The organism is Ovoidimarina sediminis, from assembly GCF_032586175.1.
Lineage (GTDB): Bacteria > Pseudomonadota > Alphaproteobacteria > Rhodobacterales > Rhodobacteraceae > Ovoidimarina > Ovoidimarina sediminis.
Genome location: NZ_JAWHTE010000011.1, coordinates 30,120 through 53,527, shown reverse-complemented (window position 1 = coordinate 53,527; position 23,408 = coordinate 30,120). Strand labels below are relative to the sequence as shown.

Sequence of the window (23,408 nt, the reverse complement as noted above, 5' to 3'; positions counted from 1 at the left end):
TGGGCGGGAGTATCCTAGTCTGAATTGCAGGGACAAAGGGGAACACCTGCAATGACGGACTATCCATACGATCTGGGAACCTATGACGTCACCATCACGGCGGCCAACGATGACGCGCGCCTCTGGGCGCGCCGCGGGCTCCTCTGGACCTATGGGTTCAACCATGAAGAGGCCGTGGCCTGCTTCGACCAGGCGCTTGCCGCCGATCCGAACTGCGCCTTCGCCCATTGGGGCCGCGCCTATGCGCTCGGGCCCAATTACAACATGGCGTGGGAGCATATGGATGCCGCGATGCAGGCCGACGCCACCGCCGCCTGCCACGCCGCCATCGCCGCGGCGCGCGATTGCACGGCGGACGTCGCGCCCTGGGAAGCCGACCTGATCGAGGCGCTTGCCGCCCGCTTCCCCCAGGCCGAACCCGCCGAACTCGACGTCATGGAAGGCTGGAACGCCGATTTCGCCGATGCCATGCGCCCCGTCGCGGCAAGGCACCCCGGCAACCTCGAGGTCGCCAGCGTCTTCGCCGAGGCGCTTCTGAACCTCACCCCCTGGCAGATGTGGGATCTGCCCACCGGCACACCGGCGGAAGGCGCGGCGACCGAAGAGGTTCAGGCGTTTCTCGAAGGCCTGTTCGACACCCACCCCGGCGCCATGGCCCACCCGGGCCTCCTGCACCTCTATGTCCACCTGATGGAGATGTCGCCGTTCCCCGAACGCGCCCTGAAACACGGCGACGTCCTGCGCACCATCGTTCCCGACGCAGGCCACCTCGTTCACATGCCCACCCATATCGACGTGCTCTGCGGGCATTACGAAAACGTCGTGCGCTGGAACGAGGCCGCGGTGGTCGCGGACGAAAAGTTCTGGCGCGACAAGGGCGCCTTCAACATCTACACCGGCTACCGCCTCCACAATTACCACTTCGTCATCTACGGGGCGATGTTCCTCGGCCAGCTTCAGCCGGCGCTCACCGCCCTCAGGGGCGCGCGCGACACCGTGCCCGACGAGATGCTGCGCATGGAAAGCCCGCCCATGGCGGATTACTTCGAGGCCTATCTTGGCTTCGAACCCCACGTCCTCGTCCGCTTCGGCCTCTGGCGCGAGGCGACAGAGCTTGAGCTTCCCGAGGATCCCGACCTCTTCTGCACCCATGCCGCCAACGTGCATTACGCCCGTGGCGTCGGCCATGCCGCGCTGGGCGAGATCGACAGGGCCGAGGCGGAAGAAGCGCTGTATCTCGAGGCCATGGCCCGCGTCCCCGAAACCCGGCTTCTTCACAATAACCGGGTGCTCGATCTTCTGGCCATCGGGCGCGAGATGCTCAGGGGCGAAATCCTCTACCGCAAGGGCGAATACGACGCGGCCTTCGCCGCGCTTCGCCGCTCCGTCGCCCTCGACGACGCGCTCCTCTATGACGAGCCCTGGGGCTGGATGCAGCCGACCCGCCACGCCCTCGGCGCGCTTCTCTTCGAACAGGGGCGTACGGCAGAGGCCGAAGCCGTCTACCGCGAGGATCTGGGGCTTGGCGGCACCCTCAGCCGCGCCACCATCCACCCCGACAATGTCTGGGCGCTGCGCGGCCTCCACGACTGCCTGAAGGCGCGGGGGGAAGAGGTGGAAATCCGGCAGGTCCGCCAGCGCCTCGACCTTGCGGAAGCGCGCGCCGACCGCCGCGTCGCGGCCTCCTGCTTCTGCGCGCAAAGCGCCATGGCGGCCGGGTGAGGCGCGCCACTCTTCTCGCCGCGCTTCTCGCGCTGGCGGCCTGCGATTTCGACTATGCCGATATCGAGGTGACAGGGGCCTATCACCGCGAGGCCATCGCCTTCCTGAGCGGCGTTCAACCCGCCTCCATCGCCGCAAACCGCGAATATTGCGGCTACATGGGGATCGACGGCAACGGGCGCTTCACGGCAACCGGTCCGAACCGGGGCGACACCTTCACCTGCGAACTGCCGCGCAACGCGCCGGGGGTTTCGATCGTCGCCTCCTACCACACCCACGCCGCCTTCGATCCGTCGGCCGATGGCGAGGTACCGTCTGCCAATGACGTGATCCTCGACATCGAACACGGCACCTACGGCTATGTGGCCACCCCGGGCGGCCGGGTCTGGTTCGTCGACTGGAAGGCAGAGGAAACCCGCCTTCTCTGCGGCCCGGGCTGCATCGCAAGCGACCCGGCCTATGACGGGCGCCTCGTGGGGCCCGTCGCGCCCGTCTACACGCTGCCTCAGCTCATCCGCCGCGACGCCGGTGGCGGCTAACCCTCGCGCGCGGGAATGTTCAGCCCCGTCTGCACGGCGGGCCGGGCAAGAAACCGGTCGAGATAGGCCGTCACGTTGGTGTAGCTCTCCCACCCCACGGCATCCCGCACCCCGTAGCCTTCAAGCCCGCGCAGCCAGGGCGCAATCGCGATATCGGCGATGGAATAGTCGCCCGCAATCCACTCCTTGCCCTCAAGCGCCCCGTCCAGCACCGACAGAAGCCGCTTGGCCTCGTTCAGGTAGCGCTCTCTCGGCCGCGGATCCTCGATCTCGGCGCCCGCGAATTTCGAGAAATAGCCAAGCTGGCCGAACATCGGCCCGATCCCGCCCATCTGGAACATCACCCACTGGATGATCTCGTATTTCTCCGCCGCGGTCCGGCCCAGAAGCTTGCCGGTCTTCTCGGCCAGATAGATCAGGATCGCCCCGCTTTCGAACACCCGGATCGGCGCGCCATCCGGGCCGTCGGGGTCGATGATCGCCGGGATCTTTCCGTTCGGATTGATCTTCAGATAGGCCTCGCTCTTCACGTCGCTGTCGGCCAGCGTCACGCGATGGGGCTCGTACTCGATGCCCATCTCCTCGAGCGCGATGGAAACCTTCACTCCGTTCGCGGTCGGGAAGGAATAAAGCTGCAGCACATCGGGCCGCGTCGCGGCCCAGCGGTCGTCGGCAGTGAGAGGGCTCAGGTCGTTCATCGAAGGTGCCTCCACGGCAGGAATTTTGAGCAGTCTTTCACATGGCGGCACAGGTGCCGCAATGTAAGGGTCGCAACGGTGCGAATTCATGGTAATCAGTGTGCGGGTCTGCAGGGGAAACGTGCGGGCCGGGAACCAAAGGTGGGAACATGATTCAGGAATTCAAGGACTTCATTGCCAAGGGCAATGTCATGGATATGGCCGTCGGCATCATCATCGGTGCGGCCTTCACGGCCATCGTCACATCGCTTGTCGGCGATATCATCAACCCGATCATCGCGCTCTTCACGGGCGGGATCGATTTCTCCGGCTGGTTCTACATTCTCGGCGACGGCGAATGCTCCTCGGTCGACGCTTGTACGGAAGCGGGCATCCCGATCTTCGCCATCGGCAACTTCCTCATGGCCGTCATCAACTTCCTGATCATCGCCTGGGTCGTGTTCATCCTGGTCAAGATGGTCAACCGGGTGAAGGCAATGGCGGAAAAGCCCGACGAGGTCGCGCCCGAGGTCGATTCCGGACCCTCCGAAAAGGATATCCTGATCGAAATCCGCGACGCCCTCAAAGCGCGGTAATCGACCCGGGAACATTCTGAAAGCCGGCCTGCACCCGTCAGGCCGGCTTTTTCGTGTCAGAGCTTCAGGGCCAGCTGCGGCGACAGCACGTCGATTTCCAGCGCCTTGCCGACCGCGTAATAGGTCAGCCGCCCGGCATGCACGTTGAGCCCGGCCATCAGGTGCGGATCTTCCTCGCAGGCCCGCCGCCATCCCTTGTCGGCCAGCGCCAGCAGGTAGGGCATCGTCGCGTTCCCCAGCGCAATGGTCGAGGTCCGCGCCACCGCGCCCGGCATGTTCGCCACGCAGTAATGGATGATCCCGTCCACCTCGTAGATCGGGTTTTCATGCGTCGTGGGCTTCGAGGTTTCGAAACACCCGCCCTGGTCGATCGCCACGTCGACAAGCACGGCCCCCGGCTTCATCTCCGAAAGCTGCGCGCGGCTGATCAGTTTCGGCGCGGCGGCGCCGGGGATCAGCACGGCGCCGATCACCATATCCGCTTCCGCCACCAGCTCCGCCGTCGCACCTTTAGAGGCATAGCGGTTGCCGAACACGCCCGCGAAGGTGTCGTCGAGATACCGAAGCCGCGGCAGCGACATGTCCAGCACGGTCACATCCGCGCCCATCCCGGCGGCGACCCGTGCGGCATGGGTGCCCACGTTGCCGCCCCCGATCACCACGACCTTGCCGGGGCCCACGCCCGGCACGCCGCCCAGAAGAACGCCGCGCCCGCCATTGGCGCGCTGCAGGGCCCAGCTTCCCACCTGCGGCGCCAGCCGCCCGGCCACCTCCGACATCGGCGCAAGAAGGGGCAGCCCCCCCCGGTCATCCGTCACCGTCTCATAGGCGATGGCGGTCGCGCCTGACTCCATCAGATCGCGCGTCTGCTCCGGATCGGGCGCAAGGTGCAGATAGGTGAACAGCACCTGCCCTTCCTTCAGCCGCTTGCGCTCCACCGCCTGCGGCTCCTTCACCTTGACGATCAGCTCGGCGTCTTCGAACACCGCCTCCGCGGTTTCGACGAGCTTCGCCCCGGCGGCGACATAGTCGGCATCGGGAAAGCCCGATCCCGCCCCCGCGCCGGTCTCGATCAGCACCTCGTGACCGTGCGACACGGCCTCGCGCGCGGCGTTGGGCGTCAGCCCCACGCGGTACTCCTGCGCCTTGATCTCTTTCGGACAACCGATTCTCATGGTCCCTCTCCTCCATTGATCCGCTTATGCCGCCCGTCCCGAGAAATCGGGTTGAAATTTCTCCTGCCTCTCGGGGCAGTTCTGCAATAATCTCGCGCCGAAGGATCATTCAGCGAGAGAATTCATCGCCATGGAAAAGATCGATGAAATCGACCGGCGCATTCTGGTGGAGCTTCAGCGCGCGGGCCGCCTCTCCAACGCCGATCTTGCCGACCGCGTTCACCTCTCGCCCTCGGCCTGCCACCGCCGCGTCCACCGGCTCGAGGCGGCGGGGTATATCTCGGGCTACGTGGCGCTGCTCGACCGCCGCCGCATCGGGCGGCCCACCACGGTCTTCGTCGAGATCACGCTGTCGGGCCAGGCCGACGACATCCTCGATGCCTTTGAACGCGAAGTCGCGCGCATCCCCGAAGTCCTCGAATGCCACCTGATGGCGGGCACGGCGGATTACCTCCTCAAGGTCTCCGCCGAAGACAGCGAGGATTTCGCCCGCATCCACCGCCGCTCCCTCGCGCGGCTTCCGGGGGTCTCGCAGATGCACTCGTCCTTCGCGCTCCGCACCGTGCTGCAGACGACGGCGCTGCCGATCTGAACGACGGGAGGAAAGGAGTGACGAGCCACGAAATTGCCAGCCCGCCGGACGGTCTGGCGATTGCGTGGTGGCTTCGCCGCTATTCACGCCGAGCGCTCCGCTGGGGCAATGCCGGGCTGACCCTCAGGATCGCGATGTTGCCGGCCCTGCGGGCTTCAGCGCCGTTCCCATGTAGAGGATCGCCGTCAGCGGAAGCCGCCCGAAGGTGATATCCCCCCGCCGGTTCAGCCCGCGCGGCCCGAGCCCCGTGAACGGCCCCGGCTCCAGCCCCGCCGCCGCCATCGCGGCCCTCAGCTCTTCGGGCTTGATGAACATCTCCGGGTCATGCGTGCCCATCGGCAGCAGCCTCAGGATATCCTCCGCCACCGTGATCGTCGCCAGCCGCGCCAGCGGGTTGCGGTTGATCGTGTCGAACAGGAAAAGCCCGCCCGGCTCCAGAACCCGCGCCACCTCGGCCATCACCTGCCGCAGGTCGCGCACATGCTCCAGCACATCGACGCACACCACGGCGTCGAAGCTTTGATCCTCATAGGGCAGGTCCTCGCCCACGCCCACGTCATAGGAAATCGCCCGGCCCGCGCGCGCGGCATGGGCCCGCGCCGCCCCGATCGCCTCCGCCGCCGGGTCGATCCCCGTCACCTCCGCCCCGCGCTCGTCCAGCGCCTCGGCCATGAACCCGCCCGCGCAGCCAAGGTCGAGCACGCGCTTGCCCGCCCAGCCGATCTGCCTGTCGAACCACGCGAGCCGCGCGGGCACCAGGTTCTTCAGCGTCCGCACCCAGCGGATATCGTCCGACCACCACGCGGCGGCCACATCGTCGTAAATCGTCAGGTTGTTCCGGATCATCTCGGTCATGACGGGAGAGCTAGGCGATCTTCCGCCCGCGTCTAGGCCCGAATGTTTCCCCAATCCTGAACAATCCGGCCACGCCCTGAGCCTTGTCACCGAACCCTGAACGATTTGCCTCAAAATTTCCTCAGTTTCAGGGCCTTGTGCTACCGAAAGGCGATTGAAACGCGGAGAATTCTATCATGGCACGTGGCGGCAAGAATGGTGGGGGCGGACCTTCTGGTGGCGGCGGCGGCGGCACGACGCCCCTCAACATCATCGGCACCGATGGCGCGGATCGCCTGAAAGGCGGCGACGGCGACGATACGTTCGAAGGCCTGGGTGGCGACGACCTCATTCAGGGCGGCGCGGGCACCGATACGGCGATCTATTCGGGCTCGGTCTACGATTACTCCTAGCAAACCTCGAAGCGCGGGTATCTCGTCAAGGATTGGGGTCACTGGAGCCGCGTGGGCGACAACGGCCGCGACGAGCTTTCCAGCATCGAGATCCTGCAATTCGACGACGCCACGATCGTGCTGGGCGAGGATTCCCCCACCGTCTTCGAAATGGACGCGGTGCATTACGTCACCGTGGGCGAGGAAATCGACCTCACCTTCCACATCCGCGACTGGGACAACCGCTATTCCATCACCTTCGAAAGCAGCGAACCCGACGTCGGCCGTCTGTCCCATTCCCGCGACGCCAACATGGGCATCATGAACATGGAGGCCGACTATTTTCTGACCTTCGATTCGGGCGCTTCTTACTATGGACGTCGCGATCTCACCTACCTCGCGGAAGGCGAGGAACTCACCATCACCTATACCGTGGTGGTCGATTACGAGCTTGAGGAAAGAACCCAGGAATTCTTCTTCGATGTCGTCATCGTCGGCGTGAACGAGGCGCCGGAATTCTCCGGCGCCGCCGCGCTCGAGGTCGTCGAGAAGGGCACGGATACCTCCATCGACCTGTCCCAGTTCGCCAGCGACATCGACAGCGACGACGATGCCTCCACGCTGACCTACGAAATCGTCTCGGCTCCCGAAGGCTTCGATATCTCGCTCGACGGCTCGGTCCTCACCTATTCCGTTTCCACCATCGACAGCCGGATGACCTCCGACGAGGTGCTGGAAGGCGAGGTGGTGTTCCGCGTGGTCGACCGGCATGGCGCGGCCAGCGCCGAAACCGTGACCGTGACGCTTACGGCGCAAGGCGCCGACGGGCCCGACACGCCGATCTACGTCACCCCCGACGGGGTGGATTACGCGGGCCTCGGCGTCGATCCCGATGCGGGGCCGAACCTCGGGCTCCTCCAGGCCTCGCGGCTTCTCGACGGACCCGAACTCCGCGCGCTTCTCGACTTCACCGATGGCGACGACGTGCGCGTGATCGAGGCCGAGGCGATCCTCGGTTTCAGCGACCGCTACAATCTCGACGATGCCGACGGCAATGAAATCATCTCGGGGCTCGGTTTCGATACCGGCGCGGGCGACGACGTGTTCATCCTGAACATCGACGCGGCCGGCAACGCCATCGCCCAGTCGACCGGGATCTCCACCGGCACCGGCGAAGACGTGGTCGTCATCACCGCCACCGGCGGCACCGTGCAGGGTGTCGTCGATGTCGATATCGATACCGGCATGAACAGCGATCAGGTCTGGGTCGGCATCGCGGCCCCGGGCCAGATGTGGTTCTCGGGCAGCATCGGCACCGGCTCGGGCCACGATATCGTCGAGATGCACTTCACCAATCTCGATTACGCCAGCTACACCGACGCCTTCTATGCAGGCTCTGTCAGCCTCGGCAGCGGCGATGACAGCTTCCGGCTGACCTTCGACGCCACCCGCTCCGTCTTCCAGGGCGAAATCGACGGCTCTGTCTATGCCGGTGACGGGAACGATTACGTCTATATCTCGAACAGCGCGGTCGAACAGGTCTTCGTCGAAGGGCTGATCTACACCGGCGGCTACGCCGCGCTCTACAACTTCGGCATGTCCGGCACGGTCGACATGGGCGCGGGCGACGACGTTCTGGATATCGACCTGAACGATGCCTTCCAGCCCGGCACCACCGGGCGGATCGACGGCGGCGACGGTTACGACATCCTCACGCTCCAGCACCTCCTGGCCGAGGACGTCACCGTGACCGAAACCGCCACGGGCTATCGCATCGAGGACGGCAACCAGATCCTTCTGGTCGACGGGTTCGAAGAGATCTGGTTCGCCGACGACACGCCGCTGGTGTGACGGCCTACTGAAAACGAAAAACCCCCGGGGCTCTGCCGCGGGGGTCGTCGCGCGGTCCCGAAACCGGGCCCGCCAGTGTCGAAGTCGCTTAAAGCATCCCTTCGCGCTGGGCCTTCTTGCGTGCGAGCTTGCGGGCGCGGCGGATGGCCTCGGCCTTCTCGCGTGCGCGCTTTTCGCTGGGCTTCTCGAAATGCTGCCGAAGCTTCATTTCGCGGAAGACGCCCTCACGCTGCAACTTCTTCTTCAGGGCACGAAGCGCCTGATCGACGTTGTTGTCGCGAACACTGACCTGCATGTGGTTGTCACCACCTTTCTAGGTTAAGGGTTGCAAGAATTGCAGAAGGTGGCCGTATAGCAAAGGCCGATTACCTTGTCTACCACTGCGCATTTCAGGAGGTATGACCGTGACACAGCCCGTTTCAGACACCCTTCAGGCCCTTGTCGGGGCCGCGCTGCCCCATGTTGCCTTCGACGGCTGGTCGCCCGCGGCCTTCCGCGCCGCCGTGGCCGATAGCGGGATCGACCCGGCCCTCGCGGCCACCGAGGCGCCCCGCGGCGCGCTCGATCTCGCGGTCGCGTTTCACCGCATGGGCGATGCCGCGATGGTTGAACAGCTTGGCGCGATGGATCTCTCCTCCATGCGGTTCCGCGACCGGGTCGCCACCGCCGTCCGCCTCCGCCTCGAACTGGCCGAGGATCGCGAGGCGGTGCGCCGCGGCACCACGCTCTTCGCCCTGCCCCAGAACGCGCCGCTCGGGGCGCAGCTCATCTGGGGCACGGCAGATGCGATCTGGACGGCGCTGGGCGACACCTCGGACGACCTGAACTGGTACACAAAGCGCGCCACGCTTTCGGGCGTCTACAGCGCCACGGTGCTTTACTGGCTGGGCGACGACAGCCACGAACATGCCGACACCTGGGCCTTCCTCGATCGCCGCATCGACGAGGTGATGCAGATCGAAAAACTGAAGGCGAAGATGCGCGAAACCCCGGTGCTGAAGCAATTTGCCGACATCCCGAACCAGATCTTCGCCAGGGTCCGCGCGCCCCGCACCCGCCGCACCGACGTTCCGGGCCAGTGGCCGGTCAGCCCGGAAGGCCCGCGGTGAAGGTCGTCGAAATCTCCGAACCGGGCGGGCCCGAGGTTCTCGCCCCGGCCACCCGCGACCGGCCGGTGCCGGGCCACGGCCAGGTTCTGATCGAGGTCGCCTATGCCGGCGTGAACCGCCCCGATGCGCTGCAGCGCGCGGGCGCCTACGACCCGCCGAAAGGCGCGAGCGATCTGCCGGGGCTCGAAGCTTCGGGCCGCATCGCCGAACTGGGCCCCGGCGTCACCGGCTGGTCGGTGGGCGATGAAGTCTGCGCGCTTCTTCCCGGCGGCGGTTACGCCGAATACGTCACCACGCCCGCCGCCCACTGCCTGCCCGTGCCGCAGGGCATGGGGCTGAAAGAGGCCGCCTGCCTGCCCGAAACCTTCTTCACCGTCTGGTCCAACGTCTTCATGCGCGGCGGCCTTGAGGCCGGCGAACGCTTCCTCATCCATGGCGGCTCGTCGGGCATCGGCACCACCGCGATCCAGCTGGCCCGCGCCTTCGGCGCCCGCGTCTTCGCCACCGCCGGGTCCGAGGCCAAATGCGCCGCCTGCCGCGATCTGGGCGCCGAGCGCGCCATCAACTACCGCGAGGAGGATTTCGTCGACATCCTGAAGGCGGAAGGCGGCGCGAACCTGATCCTCGACATGGTGGGCGGCCCCTACATCCCGCGAAACCTGCGCGCGCTGGCCGAAGACGGCCGCCTCGTCCAGATCGCCTTCCTCGAAGGCCCCAAGGCCGAGGTGAACTTCGCCCTCGCAATGGTCCGCCGCCTCACGATCACCGGCTCCACCCTCCGCCCGCAAAGCGACGCCGCCAAGGCCCGCATCGCCGAAGAGCTGCTGGCCCGTGTCTGGCCGCTCCTCGACGCGGGCCGGATCGGCCCGGTGATGGATTCGGAATTTCCGCTGGACGACGCCGCAGGCGCCCATGCCCGGATGGAAAGCTCCGGCCATATCGGCAAGATCGTGCTCCGCGTGGGCGGCTAGCGGCCCAGCACCAGAAGCTCCTCGAAATACGTCATGTCCGCGAAGCGGCAGAACGCGGGCGGCCTGAGGGGCAGGGCGGGGATCGCCTGAAGCGCGTCAAGGATCTCGCGATAGGCTGCCTCCCAGTCAGGCAGCACGGCGTCGGGCAACCAGGCCACGGGATAGGCGAAGGTCATGTGGAACGTATAGGCGTCGTGATCGGCATGCCGGTAACCGAAGGGGCCGGTCAGCGCCTCGCGCCACGTCCGCATCCGTTCCTCATCGGCCGGCGTCGCCCCGGTCAGCACCAGCCCCGTGGGCCTCACCCCGGCCACCCGCACCTCGAAGGGCTCTGGCGCATCGAAGTTCTGAAGCCGCGCGAGGTGCCAGGCCGTCACCTCGTCCACGGGCGCGTTCCGGTCAAGCGCGCCGGGCCAGGCATCCGCCGTCCGCCGCGTCTCGATCACGCCTTCGAACACCGTCATGTGCAGGCTCTCCACCGGCGTGAACAGAAACCGCTCCGCCTCCGGCAACGCCCGCATCCGCGCCCGCGCCTCCAGCACCGCCTCATGCCCCGGGGCGCCAAGATCAAGATGGCAGACCACCGTATTCCCATGCTCGGGCAGAAATTCCGCGGCGCTGTAGCGCTGCCCCAGCCGCGCCGGCGGCGCGCTCTTACCCGCTTCCGCAAACGCGGCAATCGCTTCTGACACGTCCATCACGTCCCCCTACCGGATCGGCTCGATAAGCGCACTTGTCGCCCGGCAATCCCGGATCACGTCGCGCCCGCACACCCGGGGCTCGAATTCCTTCGTCAGGCACACGCGCGCCTCCTGAATGCGGTTCGACTTGCAGGTGATCGTGATCATGTCCGCCTCAAGCGCCGGATTGACCTCCAGAAACGCGTCCTCGATCACCCGCGCGGGCACCCGCACAGGTTCCTTCAGCGCCCTCAGCACAGGGGGTTTCTCCACCGCCACGAACGCCGCCCGCGCCGCCTCGAAATACGCCTCCGACGACAGCCCCGAACACCGCCCGTGCTTGTTCCACGCATGCCAGGCAAGCCCCGCCGTCCCGGTGATATCCGCCATCGCGGCCGTATCCGCCCGCGACGGGTTCCGCGCCGTCCCCCGGCAATAGCTGGGCCAGCCTTCCTCATATTGCGGCCAAAGCCCGTGCAGAACCCAGCCGTGATCCCGTTCGGGCGCGCATTGCGGCGAACCCCGCGCATCGCCCTCCAGCGCGCACCACGTGGGCGACCAGCTCAGGGACAGCACGTAATAATCGAACGCCCCGGCCCGCTCGCCATCCGCAATGGCGGCAAAGGGCCAGAGGGCCATCAGGACAAAAGCCAGTCGCATTTCCTCTTTTCTCCGGCACACGATACGCTTATATGCCTGCCAACCTCCCCGAAAACGAGGAACCGTTCCAGCCCGGAACAGCCGTTTTCCGGCACGGGGAGAGACGTGTCCGAGGAGAATCCGCATGAACAAACCGATCATGGCAAAAGCGACAGCGGTCTGGCTGGTCGACAACACCACGCTCAGCTTCAAGCAGATCGCGGATTTCTGCGGGCTGCACGAGCTTGAGGTTCAGGGCATCGCCGATGGCGACGTCGCCGCCGGCGTGCGCGGCTTCGACCCGGTTCAGAACAACCAGCTGACCCAGGACGAGATCGACAAGGCCGAGAAGGATCCCCTGCACAAGCTGCAACTGAAATTCAACGCCGCCGCCGTGGGCGAGGAAAAGCGCCGCGGCCCGCGCTACACGCCGCTCTCGAAGCGGCAGGATCGCCCCGCGGCGATCCTCTGGCTCGTGAAGTTCCACCCAGAACTGACCGACGCGCAGATCTCGAAACTCGTGGGCACCACGAAGCCCACGATCCAGTCGATCCGCGAGCGCACGCACTGGAACATCACGAACATCCAGCCGGTCGATCCGGTGGCGCTGGGCCTCACCAAGCAGTCCGAGCTTGACGCCGCCGTCCAGAAGGCCGCCGCCAAGCGCGCCCGCGACGGCGAGGTGATGACGGATGACGAACGCCGCAAGCTTGTCTCGACCGAGCAAAGCCTCGGCATGCCGGACGAACCGAAGATCCCGACGGCGATCTCGGGGCTCGAGACCTTCACGCTCACCGACAGCGACGACGACGAGAAGGAAGACGATCGCGTCCCCGACGCCGACAGCTTCTTCAACCTGCCCGACGCCTCGGATGACGACGACGAGGACGACGACGACCACCGCTAAGGCGCACGCCCCCTCTCACGGGGGCGTTTGGGGAATCCTCCGAACCTGCTAGGCTGCCCCGGCACCAGCAGGGAAGGATACGCCATGTGCCACGTCTGTGTGATGGAAAGCGTGAAGGCGCGCATGTTGTCGCGCCGCCAGGTTCTCACCGCCGCGCCCGCGGCCACCGTCGCGGCGGCGGGGCTCGCCGCCGGCACCCGCGCCATCGCGCAGGCCCCGGGCCGCATCGTCGATCTCACCTACGTGGTCGACGCCGCCTTTCCCACCTGGTCGGACCCCCCGGGCATCAGCATCGATCAGGCGGCGAAGTTTTCGGAAAGCGGGTTCAACGCCTTCAACCTCGCGGTCTTCGAACACACCGGCACCCATATCGACGCGCCGCTCCATTTCTCCGCCGACGGCCAGTCGGTCGAGGAGATCCCGGTCGAAAACCTCGTCTGCCCGCTCTGCGTGATCGACATCCGCGAAAAGGCCGATGCCGATGACGAGGCCGAGGTGACGCCCGACGATCTCGCCGCCTGGATCGGCCGCAATGGCGATATTCCCGACGGCGCGATGGTCGCGATGAATTCGGGCTGGCAGAAGCACGTCGCCACCCCGAAATTCATCGGCTTCGACGACAACAACGTCCGCCACTACCCCGGCTTCCATGTCGAGGCTGCGCAGATGCTGATGGAAAACACCGGCGCGGTGGCGATCGCCACCGATTCCGCCTCGCTCGACATCGGTTCCATCGAAACCTTCGCAACCCATTACGCCTGGCTGCCCACGAACCGCTACGGGGTGGAAAACATCGCCAATCTCGATCAGGTGCCGGAAGCGGGCGCCACCGTCTTCGTCGGCGCCCCCACCCATCGCGGCGGCTCCGGCGGCCCGGCGCGGATCATCGCGATGGTGTGACGACGCGCAAGGTGGACGAAGGGAAGCCCCGCTCGACGGCGGGGCTTTCAACTTGCCGGGGATGCATTCGGGGGCATGCGCGGGAGTGGAGGATGTCTGACTTGAGCCCTCTTTGCCCGGAATCAAGGCGCGCAGCGCCGCCGGGCAGCGGTTCCGAGGGTCCCGCGAAAGGTCCGGTGGACCTTTCGCCCGAGGGACACCGCCCCCCGGGCGGGCCCTATTCCAACGCCGCAATCCTGCGCGATGTCATTCGGGTTTGAGAGATAAAGCGCCCAGAGCAGGCGTCGGCGGACCCACCCGCGGTCGGGCCCCGCCCGGCTTATCGCATGTGTTAGCAAAGTCCCGCCAATCCGACCTCCAGAAAGAGAAAAGCCCCGCCAACCGGCGGGGCCTTTTCTTTACGATGGGCCACACACGGCCCGAAACTCATTAACCGAACAGGCGGCCTTTCGCGGGCACCGGGGCGGCGAGCTCTGCCGAAAGCTTGTCCATGCGGCTTTCCAGCGTCTCGTCGATCTGCGTGCCCTTCAGGCGGTTGATAATCGCGGTCATCTGCCAATCCTCGCTTGCGTTCGATGGTGCCAAGATGCCGGGCGAATCGGACGCGGGTAAGGAGCATTGCGGCTCAGAAAAAGGAAATTTCGGGCCCCCGCCCCCCGAACTATGTGTGGCATGTCACATAAAACGCCGATTACCCGCCGCCCGGGAAACGAAAGCAGGCGATTATTGCCGGATCCGATACCCGGTGCGGAAGATCCACGCGATCACCGCGATGCAGGCCCCGGTGAACCCCAGAATCGCCAGCAAAGACCACCCCAGCGCCACGTCGCTCATCCCGTAGAACGACCAGCGGAAGCCCGAGACGAGGTAAAGCACGGGGTTGAACAGCGTGATCGTCTGCCAGACCGGCGGCAGCATCGAGATCGAGTAGAACGACCCCCCGAGGAAGACGAGCGGCGTCACGACGAGGAGCGGCACAAGCTGCAACTGCTCGAAACTCTGCGCCCAGATCCCGATGATGAAGCCGAAGAGGCTGAAACTGAGGCACGTGAGCACGAGGAACAGAAGCATCCACACCGGATGCTCGATCCTCAGATCGACGAAGAAGAACGCCGTCGCCAGGATGATCAGCCCGATCATCAGCGATTTCGTGGCCGCCGCCAGCACATAGCCCGCGGTGATTTCCAGAAACGACGCGGGCGCCGACAGAAGCTCGTAAATCGTGCCGATGAATTTCGGAAAATAGATCCCGAACGAGGCGTTCGACACCGACTGCACCAGCACCGACAGCATGATCAGCCCGGGCACGATGAAGGCGCCATAGCTCACGCCCTCCACCTCGTCGATCCTGCTGCCGATCGCCGCCCCGAAGACGACGAAGTAAAGCGAGGTCGACAGCACGGGCGAGACGACCGATTGCAGAAGCGTGCGGAACGTCCGCGCCATCTCGAACCGGTAGATCGCGATCACGGCGGTCAGGTTCATGCCCCCGTCTCCTTCACAAGCCCTACGAATATCTCCTCCAGCGAGGATTCCCGCGTCTGCACATCCGCAAGCGTCAGCCCGGCGGCATCCAGATCGTTCAGAAGCCGCCGGATGCCCGTGCGCTCCGCCTGCCGGTCATAGGTATAGACAAGCCGATCCCCGCCGCCCTCGCGTTCCAGCGCGTAATCGCCCAGGCTCTCCGGGATCGCCTCCACCGGCTCGGCCAGTTCCACGACAAGCTGCTTCTGCCCCATCCGGCGGATCAGCGCCTCCTTCTCTTCGACAAGAAGGATCTCGCCGTCCGAAATGATGCCGATCCGGTCCGCGATCGCCTCCGCCTCCTCGATGTAATGGGTGGTGAGGATGATCGTCACGCCTTCGGCCTTCAGCTTCGCCACCGTCTCCCACATGTCCCGGCGCAGCTCGACATCGACGCCCGCCGTGGGTTCGTCGAGAAACAGAATCCGCGGGCCGTGGCTCAGCGCCTTCGCGATCAGCACCCGCCGCCGCATCCCGCCCGAAAGCTCCATCGTCTTCGCGTCGCGCTTGTCCCAGAGCGACAGCTGCCGCAGCACCGCCTCGACGGCCGCCGCATCGCGCGGATGTCCGAACAGCCCGCGCGAGAAGTTGACCGTGCTCGTCACCGTCTCGAACGGCTCCAGGCTGATCTCCTGCGGCACAAGCCCGATCAGGCTTCGCGCCGCGCGGTAATCGTCGATGATGTCGTGCCCGCCCACCGTCACGGTGCCCGAGGTTGCGGTGGTGATCCCGCAGACGGTGGAAATCAGCGTCGTCTTCCCCGCGCCGTTGGGGCCCAGAAGCGCAAGGATCTCGCCTTCCTCGATATCGAGCGTCACGCCTTTCAGCGCGGTGAACCCGCTCGCATAGGTCTTCTTCAGGTCGCGTATGGAAACGATGGGGGCCATGGTCCCGTCTCCTAGGGCGTTCCACACCTCCGGCGCAACCCGCGAAACCGTGCGCCCCGCGCATGAGGCCCATGCAGAATTGCAGAGGTTCTCAGAAGGTCTTCCGCGCCTTCAGCGCCGCCCCGATCGTCCCGTCGTCGAGGTAATCAAGCTCGCCCCCGATCGGCACCCCCTGCGCCAGCGAGGTCACGCTTACGCCGTCGGGCACCTGCTCGGCGATGTAATGCGCCGTCGTCTGGCCATCGACCGTGGCATTCAGCGCAAGGATCACCTCGCGCACGCTCTCGGATGCGATCCGGTCCAGAAGCCGCGGGATCCTCAGATCCTCGGGCCCCACGGCATCCAGCGCCGACAGCGTGCCGCCCAGCACGTGATAGCGCCCGCCGAACACGCCCGCGCGCTCCATCGCCCAAAGATCGGCCACGTCCTCCACCACGCAGATCTCGCCGGTGGCCCGCTTCTCGGCGGCGCAGATCTCGCAGATATCGCCGGTGCCGATATTCCCGCAATTCAGGCATTCGCGCGCCGTCTCGCCCACCGCCCGCATCGCTTCGGCCAGGGGCGTCAACAGAACCGCCCGCTTCTTGATCAGGTGCAGCACCGCACGCCGCGCCGACCGGGGCCCAAGCCCCGGCAGCTTCGACATCATGTCGATCAGCGTTTCGATCTCTGGCGAGGGCTTCACGCGCGTGCGGGGCTCAGAACGGCAGCTTCATGTCCGCCGGCAGGCCCAGCCCCTCGGTCAGCTTCCGCATCTCCTCGGCGCTCTTTTCCTGGGCTTTCTGCTGGGCGTCCTTGATCGCGGCAAGGATCAGGTCCTCCACCACTTCCTTCTCGTCGGGATTGAAGATCGACGGGTCGATATCCAGCGCGGTCAACTCGCCCTTCGCGGTCGCCGTGGCCTTCACAAGCCCCGCGCCGCTTTCCCCGGTCACGGTGATGGAGGCCAGGTCTTCCTGCAACTGCTCCATCTTGCCCTGCATTTCCTGCGCGGCCTTCATCATCTTGCCCATGTCGCCGAGCGACCCAAGTCCCTTGAACATTCACTGCCTCCGATCAGTTCGGCCGCTTTGCGCGGCGCGAGGTGTACAGGATCATCCCGCCACATATCGCAGCGACGACGATGATGAACAAGACGGGGCTGCCGATACAGCCTTCGGCGATCGCCTGCTGCCGGATCGCATCGGGTGCCGACATCGCCACGAACGATACCCAGATCGACCAGCCCACCACCGCCGTCAGCACCAGCCACTGGTGCCCGAACCGGATCGCGGCGGCGGACAGGATCAGAAGCGCAAGCGAGGGCGGGGTGGCCATCAGGCCCAGAAGCTCGTCCCAGCCGGTTGCGGGCGCGCCCGGCTCCCACAGGGGGCGCACCTTGTCGCATACCTCTGCCAGGGCGGGCAGGGGGGCGAGCATCAGGGCAAGCGTGGCGCTCACTCTTCCTCGAAGGGATCCCATTCCTCGTCCACTTCGGCCAGGGCCTCCTCCGCCGCGGCGTTTTCCAGCGCCTCGCGGGTCGTCACCGCCTTGATCGTCGCGCCGGGAAAGGCGGCCATCACTGCCTGCACCATCGGGTGGCCCAGCGCCTCTTTCTCTGTCTTCGCCGTCTCGGCATCGCGGATTTCGGCGATCGTCGGCGCGCCGCCCGTGCCGGTGACGCTGATCGCCCAGCGCACCCCCGTCCAGGCCTGAAGCCGCTGGCCCAGCTTCGCGGCCAGGTTCGCGGGCGCGGTCTCGGCGGGCTCGAACTCGATCCGCCCCGGGGAATAGCTCACTAGCCTTACGCCGGTTTCCACCTCGATCAGAAGCTGCACGTCCCGGTTGGCGCGGATCAGCTCCACCACCTGCTCGAACCGCGCGAACCGCGCGAGCGAGGTTTCGGCCCCCAGCACCGGCGCCGCCGCCTGCATCGACGGCCCGCTCGGCACCGGCCGCTCGGCCCCGGCCGCCGGTCCCGACACGGCCTGCGTCTGCGGCGCGGCGCGCCCGCCGCCTCCACCACCGCCGCCACCGCCCGAGGGCCCCGGCGCCGGGGAAGGGGGCGCATCCCCCAGCTTCCGCACCAGCTCCTCCGGTGTCGGCAGGTCGGCCACATGGGTCATCCGGATCACCGCCATCTCGGCGGCCATCATCGCGTTCGGCGCCTGCGCCACCTCTTCCAGCGCCTTCAGAAGCATCTGCCACATCCGCGTCAGCACCCGCATCGGCAGCTTCTCGGCAAAGGCCTGCCCCCGCGCGCGCTCGTCGGGCGATACGGTCGGGTCGTCGGCGGCATCGGGCGTGATCTTGATGACGGATATCCAGTGCGTCACCTCCGCCAGATCCCTCAGCACCGCCATCGGATCGGCCCCGTCGGCATATTGTGCCGACAACTCGCCCAGGGCACCGGCGGCATCCCCCGACATCACCATGTCGAACAGATCCATCACCCGGCCCCGGTCGGCAAGCCCCAGCATGGCGCGCACCTGCTCGGCCGTCGTCTCGCCGGCCCCGTGGCTGATCGCCTGGTCGAGAAGCGAGGTCGCATCCCGCGCCGATCCCTCCGCCGCGCGCGTGATCAGCGCCAGCGCGTCGCCCGCGATCTCCGCCCCCTCGGCCCCCGCGATCTTCTTCAGAAGATCGATCATCACCTCGGGCTCGATCCGGCGCAGGTCGAACCGCTGGCAGCGCGACAGCACGGTGACCGGCACCTTCCGGATCTCGGTTGTGGCGAAGATGAATTTCACATGGGCGGGCGGCTCCTCCAGCGTCTTCAGAAGCGCGTTGAACGCGCTCGTCGACAGCATGTGAACCTCGTCGATGATATACACCTTGTACCGCGCGCTCGCCGCCCGGTAGGCCACGCTTTCGATGATCTCGCGAATGTCGCCCACCCCGGTGCGCGAGGCCGCGTCCATCTCCAGCACATCCACGTGCCGGCCTTCCGAAATCGCGACGCAATGCTCGCACTGCCCGCATGGGTCGGTCGTCGGGCCGCCGGTGCCGTCGGGGCCGATACAGTTCATCCCCTTCGCGATGATCCGCGCGGTCGTGGTCTTTCCCGTCCCCCGGATGCCGGTGAGGATAAAGGCCTGCGCGATCCGGTCCGCCTCGAAGGCGTTCCGCAGTGTCCGCACCATCGCATCCTGCCCCACGAGATCGGCGAACGTCTCGGGCCGGTATTTGCGGGCGAGAACCTGATAGCCGGGGGTGGGGGAATCGGACATGGGCACCTGTCGGGAACGTCTGAAGCGCGAGAATAGGACGCCCCCGGTCCGGGGTAAACCTCCCGCCCGGCTTGCCCGGCGAAACCTGTCCCTGTACGCTGGCCCTGCCGTCAGGGGCGGCATCCGGGTCCGCGGAAAGGCGCAAGCCACCCCCGAGTTTTCTCAGGAATCACCCTCATCGGGTCTTCCTGCCCGACCGGCGGACCATCGGGCCCTGAAGGAGACCCCGATGACCCAATCCCTCGATACGCTCAGACGTGCCGCCAGGCGGCTGAAACGCGCCGCCGGCGCGGGCGAGCCCGACGCGCTCGCCCGCATCCGCGCAGTCTTCCCCGATGGCCGCACCCTCCGCCACGCCGATGCGCTGCACATCATCGCCCGCGAGGAAGGCTTCGACAGCTGGCCCAGGCTCAAGGCCGCCGCCGAGATCGCCGCCATGTCGCGCGAGGCGCGCGCCGAACGCCTGAAGATCGCGCTTTTCTACGGCCAGCACTGGGTGGTCGAGCGCCTCTTGGCCGAAGACCCCGATCTTCCGGAAATGAACCTTGGCCTCCAGATCGCGCTCTACCGTGAAGACGCGGTGACGGCGGCACTTGCCCGTGACCCGGGTGCGGCGACGTCGATGATCGGCGTCCGCGCCCCGATCCTGCACCTCGCCTTCTCGCATCAGTGGAAGCATCACCCAGACGGGCCCGCCGCCTCGATCCACATCGCCGAACGCCTCGTGGCGCATGGCGCGGATGTCAATGACAGCTACCCCGCCGAGGAGGGCTCAGTCCACCGCCTCTCTGCCCTCTACGGCGCGCTGGGCCATGCCGGAAACGTCCCCCTTGCCCGATGGCTTCTCCAACAGGGCGCCAATCCGAACGACAACGAATCCCTCTACCATTCCACCGAACTCGGCCACACCGAGGGCCTGAAACTCCTCCTCGAGTTCAACGCCAAAACCGAAGGCACCAACGCGCTTCTGCGCGCGATGGATTTCGACGACGCCGAAATGGTGCGCCTGCTGCTTGAGGCCGGGGCCGACCCCAACGAAGGCCCCGCAGATCACCCCTCGGGCCAGCCGCCCGTGGTGATTCCGGGCCTCCACCAGGCCGCCCGCCGAATGTGCTCGGCCGAGGTCGCGCGGCTTCTGATCGCCCACGGCGCCGACGGAACCGCCCCCTATCAGGGCCACACCGCCTATGCGCTCGCCCGGATGCGCGGCAACCGCGCGGTCGCGCAGGTTCTCGAAGAGGCCGGGCAGGCCACGCCCCTCGATCCCAGTGAGACCCTGCTGGCCGAGGCCGCCGACGGCCGCGCCACGGGCCGGATCGAGCCTTCGGGCCTCACCGACGAATCCCGCCGCATGATCCACCGCATCCTCGGCTACGAAGATCCGCTCGGGCACGTCAAACGCCTCGTCTCCCTCGGCCTCGATCCGAACGAGATGGACGAACAGGGCATGCCCGCGATCCACATCGCAGCCTGGGAGGGCCACGCCGATGTGGTCGCCTTCCTCCTCGATCACGCCCCCGACCTCGCCCACCGCAACATCTACGGCGGCGATCTCATGGGCACCGTGATCCACGGGGCCGAGTTCTGCCCGGCCCGCGCCCGCCGCGATCATCTGGGCGCGGCGCGGCTGATCTGGGAAGCGGGATCGCCGCGGCACCGCCACGACATCACCCATTGCGGGGTCGAGGATCTGGCCGCCCTGCTGGAAGACTGGGCCGAAGAGGCCCCCGAGAGGGTGGTCAACGACACCGATTGACGGCAGGCTTCGGGGCGATGGACAAGGCGCGTCTCTGGCTGATGATCTGGGGCACGGCCTGGCTGCTTGCCTGGGCCGGCTCCGTCCTCGCCTTCTGGGTGGTGGAGCCCACGGGCGACGGTTTCGTGCGCGGGCTGAACCGCGTCACCACCTTCCTCGGCTGGCAGGGGATCGCGGCGATGCTGTCGATCCCGGTCTACCGCGTCTCCCGCCACTGGCCGGCGCGCAGCACCCCGCGGCGGCTCGGGCTGGTGCCGATCGCCTGCGCGAGCCTCCTTCTGGCGGCGATCCTCACCACCATCCTCTGAGCCCGCCTCGCAGGGTGAAGCCGGCCCGCCACGCACGAGGATCGGCAAGGCGGTGGTTGGCCCGGAGTCAAGGCCCGCAGGGCCGCCGGGCCAGCGCATGCCCGTCCCGGCGGGCAGGCGCTTCTTGCGCGGGCACCTCACCGCTAAAGCCCCCACGGGCTTGCTCCATAAAACGTCCCGCTCCACCGTCGGCAGCGCCAGCCCACGGGCATGCGCCGTCCCGGCTCGTCGCTCCGGTCCAGCCGGGCAAGCGCCGCCCCGGCCTCACCGCCCCTTCCGCCCCGTCTTCTCCTTCATCACCTCCCGCACCATCTTCCCGAACGACTTGTCCCGCGCCCGGGCCTCCGCCACGGTTTCGGTGTTCCGCCGGTTCTCGCTCTGAAGCTTCCGCCACCGCCGCAGCCGCCCGTCCTCCAGCGCCCCCGCCGCGATCGCGGCCTGCACCGCGCATCCCGGCTCCGCCTCATGCGCGCAATCGGCAAACCGGCACGCCCCGGCCAGCTCCACGATATCGCCGAACACCTCGTCGATTCCGGCCTCCGCATCCGTCAGCCGAAGCGCCCGCATCCCCGGCGTATCGATCAGCCACCCGCCATTCGTCATCGCCCGCAGCGAACGCCGCGTCGTCGTATGCCGCCCCTTGGCATCGTCCTCCCGCACCCCTTGCGTCGCCTCCGCCCCGCCGGTCATCGCGTTCATCAGCGTCGTCTTCCCCACGCCCGACGATCCCAGAAGCGCCGCCGTCTGCCCGCGCCCGCACCAGGCCATCACCGCCTCTGCATCCTGCCGCGCATCGACGGCCAGCACCGTCAGCATCGGTTGCAGCGCCTCCGCCCGCCGCACGTAATCGCGCGCCTCTTCCGCCAGATCCGCCTTCGTCAGCACGATCACCGGGTAGGATCCCGCCTCCCGCGCCAGCACAAGGTAGCGCTCCAGCCGGGCCTCGTTGAAATCCGCATTGCAGGACGACACGATGAACAGGGTGGAAACATTGGCGGCGATCAGCTGAACCCGCGCCTCCACCCCCGCTGCCCGGCGTTTCAGAACCGTCTCGCGCTCGAACAGCCGCACCATCCGGCCATCCTCCGCGGCGATCCAGTCGCCCACGGCGATCTCGCCCACCGGCCGGTCGGGCAGAAGCGTCACGGGGCCGCCCGGCCCCAGCGCGGCGATCCTGTCGCGGTCGACGGCGGCCACGCGGTAAAGGTCAAGGGAAGGCCCGTCCTCGATCTGGCGGGCAAAATGGGGGGACCATCCGAGATCCCGAAGCGTAAGTGTCATTGAACTGTCCTGAGCATGAAGCAAACAAGGAAAAAGCCCGCCAGTGGCGGCTTCTCTCGATCCGGCCCGCCCGCTTCCGCGGTGGCCGCCTATGCCCGGGTGGCCCTCATGGACATCCTTCGAACAAGAGCTTCAGACTCTGGGGTGAGAGGCTGGACAACGACCCAAGCGGGGCTCGTTACGGCTGCTTCCTTCCGGACCTGACCGGGTTGGCGAGGCGCCTGCCCGCGCCAACCTCTCACGCGGGGATATAGGGGGTTTCCGCCGCTTTTGCAATCGGCCCTCAGGCCAGGATGCGCGCCGGTATCCCCCGCAGCACGTCGGAGGATTTGCGCGCCCGCGCCAGCGTCCAGGCCCCCTGGATCGCGATCAGAAGCGTCTCTGCCCTGAACCGCGCCTCTTCGGGGGCAAGGCCCAGGCGGGTGCCATGCTGTGCGACCCGCGCCACCCACGTCTCGTAGGATCGCGCCACCTGAGCGCGGAACGCATCGTTCTCCGGGCCGTCCAGAAGGATCGACGACACCGGGCAGCCGTCCCAGCCGCCCGACAGGTCGAAGAACTTCGCCAGCTTGTGACAAAGCGTCGTGGCCCCGTCGGCATAGGTCGGGGCCTCGCGAAACGCCTCGTCGATGATCCCGACCATCCCGTCCGACGCCCATTCCGCCGCCACGATCGCCAGATCCGCCTTCCCGTTCGGGAAGTGGTGATAAAGCGATCCCTTGGGCGCCTTCGCCCGTTCGAGGATCTCGGTCACCCCCACACCGTGATATCCGCGCATGCGGAACAGCTCCGCCGCCGCCAGGATCAGTCGCGATTTCGTGGAGTGGTCCGTCATGAGATCTCGTATATCCGCTCTAGA

The 23,408-nt window shown here is 66.8% G+C and carries 27 protein-coding genes and 1 other RNA gene; 12 read left to right on the top strand and 16 right to left on the bottom strand.

The window, feature by feature from the left end; all coding sequences use genetic code 11:
* Positions 1-51 precede the first annotated feature (51 nt).
* Positions 52-1,722: a tetratricopeptide repeat protein gene (locus RXV90_RS13735; protein WP_316649351.1), complete on the top strand. Its 1,671-nt coding sequence runs from the start codon at positions 52-54 to the stop codon at positions 1,720-1,722.
* Positions 1,719-2,261, top strand: a complete 543-nt coding sequence (locus tag RXV90_RS13730) for a DUF4329 domain-containing protein (RefSeq protein WP_316649349.1) — start codon at positions 1,719-1,721, stop codon at positions 2,259-2,261. The genes RXV90_RS13735 and RXV90_RS13730 overlap by 4 nt, the downstream gene beginning before the upstream one ends.
* Here the strand turns inward: RXV90_RS13730 and RXV90_RS13725 are convergent.
* On the bottom strand, positions 2,258-2,959 hold the full coding sequence (locus RXV90_RS13725) for a glutathione S-transferase family protein (RefSeq protein ID WP_316649347.1): 702 nt from the start codon (positions 2,957-2,959) through the stop codon (positions 2,258-2,260). The genes RXV90_RS13730 and RXV90_RS13725 overlap by 4 nt on opposite strands.
* A 149-nt stretch (positions 2,960-3,108) precedes the next feature.
* Here RXV90_RS13725 and mscL point away from each other — a divergent pair, with 149 nt between their 5' ends.
* Positions 3,109-3,534, top strand: coding sequence for a large conductance mechanosensitive channel protein MscL (gene mscL, locus RXV90_RS13720; protein ID WP_316649345.1), 426 nt, complete (start codon positions 3,109-3,111; stop codon positions 3,532-3,534).
* A gap of 56 nt (positions 3,535-3,590) precedes the next feature.
* Here mscL and ald read toward each other — a convergent pair whose 3' ends face one another.
* On the bottom strand, positions 3,591-4,709 hold the full coding sequence (gene ald, locus RXV90_RS13715; protein WP_316649344.1) for an alanine dehydrogenase: 1,119 nt from the start codon (positions 4,707-4,709) through the stop codon (positions 3,591-3,593).
* Positions 4,710-4,839: 130 nt separating this feature from the next.
* Here ald and RXV90_RS13710 point away from each other — a divergent pair, with 130 nt between their 5' ends.
* Positions 4,840-5,301 carry an Lrp/AsnC family transcriptional regulator gene (locus RXV90_RS13710; protein ID WP_316649343.1) on the top strand — a complete coding sequence of 154 codons (462 nt, stop codon included), beginning with the start codon at positions 4,840-4,842 and terminating at the stop codon, positions 5,299-5,301.
* Positions 5,302-5,424: 123 nt separating this feature from the next.
* Here RXV90_RS13710 and ubiG read toward each other — a convergent pair whose 3' ends face one another.
* Positions 5,425-6,156, bottom strand: a complete 732-nt coding sequence (gene ubiG / locus RXV90_RS13705) for a bifunctional 2-polyprenyl-6-hydroxyphenol methylase/3-demethylubiquinol 3-O-methyltransferase UbiG (RefSeq protein WP_316649342.1) — start codon at positions 6,154-6,156, stop codon at positions 5,425-5,427.
* A gap of 176 nt (positions 6,157-6,332) precedes the next feature.
* Here ubiG and RXV90_RS13700 point away from each other — a divergent pair, with 176 nt between their 5' ends.
* Entirely contained in the window at positions 6,333-6,548 is a 216-nt protein-coding gene (locus tag RXV90_RS13700; RefSeq protein ID WP_316649341.1) for a hypothetical protein, read from the top strand.
* Between the two features lie 51 nt (positions 6,549-6,599).
* Positions 6,600-8,378, top strand: a complete 1,779-nt coding sequence (locus RXV90_RS13695; RefSeq protein ID WP_316649339.1) for a hypothetical protein — start codon at positions 6,600-6,602, stop codon at positions 8,376-8,378.
* Between the two features lie 88 nt (positions 8,379-8,466).
* Here RXV90_RS13695 and rpsU read toward each other — a convergent pair whose 3' ends face one another.
* The gene (rpsU, locus tag RXV90_RS13690) at positions 8,467-8,673 is read right to left on the bottom strand and encodes a 30S ribosomal protein S21 (protein ID WP_160764367.1); all 207 of its coding nucleotides are present in this window, start codon (positions 8,671-8,673) and stop codon (positions 8,467-8,469) included.
* A gap of 109 nt (positions 8,674-8,782) precedes the next feature.
* Here rpsU and RXV90_RS13685 point away from each other — a divergent pair, with 109 nt between their 5' ends.
* Both RXV90_RS13685 and RXV90_RS13680 read left to right on the top strand, forming a co-directional pair.
* Positions 8,783-9,487, top strand: coding sequence for a COQ9 family protein (locus RXV90_RS13685; RefSeq protein ID WP_410482369.1), 705 nt, complete (start codon positions 8,783-8,785; stop codon positions 9,485-9,487).
* Positions 9,484-10,458 (top strand): NAD(P)H-quinone oxidoreductase, encoded by a 975-nt coding sequence (locus RXV90_RS13680; RefSeq protein ID WP_316649337.1) that lies wholly within the window; start codon positions 9,484-9,486, stop codon positions 10,456-10,458. Before RXV90_RS13685 ends, RXV90_RS13680 begins: the two co-directional genes overlap by 4 nt.
* On the opposite strand, the gene RXV90_RS13675 is transcribed toward RXV90_RS13680, so the two are convergent.
* Together RXV90_RS13675 and RXV90_RS13670 are read right to left on the bottom strand one after the other, a co-directional pair.
* Positions 10,455-11,156 carry a DUF1868 domain-containing protein gene (locus tag RXV90_RS13675; protein WP_316649336.1) on the bottom strand — a complete coding sequence of 234 codons (702 nt, stop codon included), beginning with the start codon at positions 11,154-11,156 and terminating at the stop codon, positions 10,455-10,457. The two genes, RXV90_RS13680 and RXV90_RS13675, sit on opposite strands and share 4 nt — an antisense overlap.
* A gap of 9 nt (positions 11,157-11,165) precedes the next feature.
* Positions 11,166-11,798: a ribonuclease T2 gene (locus tag RXV90_RS13670; RefSeq protein WP_316649335.1), complete on the bottom strand. Its 633-nt coding sequence runs from the start codon at positions 11,796-11,798 to the stop codon at positions 11,166-11,168.
* Between the two features lie 124 nt (positions 11,799-11,922).
* Here RXV90_RS13670 and RXV90_RS13665 point away from each other — a divergent pair, with 124 nt between their 5' ends.
* Both RXV90_RS13665 and RXV90_RS13660 read left to right on the top strand, forming a co-directional pair.
* Positions 11,923-12,684 (top strand): DUF1013 domain-containing protein, encoded by a 762-nt coding sequence (locus RXV90_RS13665; protein WP_316649334.1) that lies wholly within the window; start codon positions 11,923-11,925, stop codon positions 12,682-12,684.
* A gap of 84 nt (positions 12,685-12,768) precedes the next feature.
* Positions 12,769-13,584 (top strand): cyclase family protein, encoded by an 816-nt coding sequence (locus RXV90_RS13660; protein WP_316649333.1) that lies wholly within the window; start codon positions 12,769-12,771, stop codon positions 13,582-13,584.
* Positions 13,585-14,013: 429 nt separating this feature from the next.
* Here the strand turns inward: RXV90_RS13660 and RXV90_RS13655 are convergent, their stop codons facing one another.
* The 7 genes from RXV90_RS13655 to RXV90_RS13625 form a co-directional block, all read right to left on the bottom strand.
* Entirely contained in the window at positions 14,014-14,136 is a 123-nt protein-coding gene (locus RXV90_RS13655) for a hypothetical protein (protein WP_316649332.1), read from the bottom strand.
* A 171-nt stretch (positions 14,137-14,307) separates the two neighbouring features.
* On the bottom strand, positions 14,308-15,069 hold the full coding sequence (locus RXV90_RS13650; protein WP_316649331.1) for an ABC transporter permease: 762 nt from the start codon (positions 15,067-15,069) through the stop codon (positions 14,308-14,310).
* Positions 15,066-15,995, bottom strand: coding sequence for an ABC transporter ATP-binding protein (locus tag RXV90_RS13645; RefSeq protein WP_316649330.1), 930 nt, complete (start codon positions 15,993-15,995; stop codon positions 15,066-15,068). The genes RXV90_RS13650 and RXV90_RS13645 overlap by 4 nt, the downstream gene beginning before the upstream one ends.
* A gap of 91 nt (positions 15,996-16,086) precedes the next feature.
* Positions 16,087-16,680, bottom strand: coding sequence for a recombination mediator RecR (gene recR / locus RXV90_RS13640; RefSeq protein ID WP_316649329.1), 594 nt, complete (start codon positions 16,678-16,680; stop codon positions 16,087-16,089).
* A gap of 13 nt (positions 16,681-16,693) precedes the next feature.
* The gene (locus RXV90_RS13635) at positions 16,694-17,038 is read right to left on the bottom strand and encodes a YbaB/EbfC family nucleoid-associated protein (protein WP_316649328.1); all 345 of its coding nucleotides are present in this window, start codon (positions 17,036-17,038) and stop codon (positions 16,694-16,696) included.
* A gap of 13 nt (positions 17,039-17,051) precedes the next feature.
* Complete coding sequence (locus tag RXV90_RS13630; protein ID WP_316649327.1) at positions 17,052-17,435, bottom strand: hypothetical protein; 384 nt, start codon at positions 17,433-17,435, stop codon at positions 17,052-17,054.
* Positions 17,432-19,204: a DNA polymerase III subunit gamma/tau gene (locus RXV90_RS13625; RefSeq protein ID WP_316649326.1), complete on the bottom strand. Its 1,773-nt coding sequence runs from the start codon at positions 19,202-19,204 to the stop codon at positions 17,432-17,434. The genes RXV90_RS13630 and RXV90_RS13625 overlap by 4 nt, the downstream gene beginning before the upstream one ends.
* Before the next feature lie 229 nt (positions 19,205-19,433).
* Here RXV90_RS13625 and RXV90_RS13620 point away from each other — a divergent pair, with 229 nt between their 5' ends.
* Positions 19,434-20,960, top strand: a complete 1,527-nt coding sequence (locus RXV90_RS13620; protein ID WP_316649324.1) for an ankyrin repeat domain-containing protein — start codon at positions 19,434-19,436, stop codon at positions 20,958-20,960.
* Positions 20,961-20,977: 17 nt separating this feature from the next.
* Positions 20,978-21,268 (top strand): hypothetical protein, encoded by a 291-nt coding sequence (locus RXV90_RS13615; RefSeq protein WP_316649323.1) that lies wholly within the window; start codon positions 20,978-20,980, stop codon positions 21,266-21,268.
* A 264-nt stretch (positions 21,269-21,532) separates the two neighbouring features.
* Here the strand turns inward: RXV90_RS13615 and rsgA are convergent, their stop codons facing one another.
* The 3 genes from rsgA to RXV90_RS13600 all read right to left on the bottom strand — a co-directional run bounded on the left by rsgA (position 21,533) and on the right by RXV90_RS13600 (position 23,384).
* Positions 21,533-22,549 carry a ribosome small subunit-dependent GTPase A gene (rsgA, locus tag RXV90_RS13610; RefSeq protein WP_316649322.1) on the bottom strand — a complete coding sequence of 339 codons (1,017 nt, stop codon included), beginning with the start codon at positions 22,547-22,549 and terminating at the stop codon, positions 21,533-21,535.
* Between the two features lie 143 nt (positions 22,550-22,692).
* Positions 22,693-22,789, bottom strand: an RNA gene (gene ffs, locus RXV90_RS13605) — signal recognition particle sRNA small type.
* Between the two features lie 43 nt (positions 22,790-22,832).
* Complete coding sequence (locus tag RXV90_RS13600) at positions 22,833-23,384, bottom strand: TetR/AcrR family transcriptional regulator (protein ID WP_316649321.1); 552 nt, start codon at positions 23,382-23,384, stop codon at positions 22,833-22,835.
* Positions 23,385-23,408 lie beyond the last annotated feature (24 nt).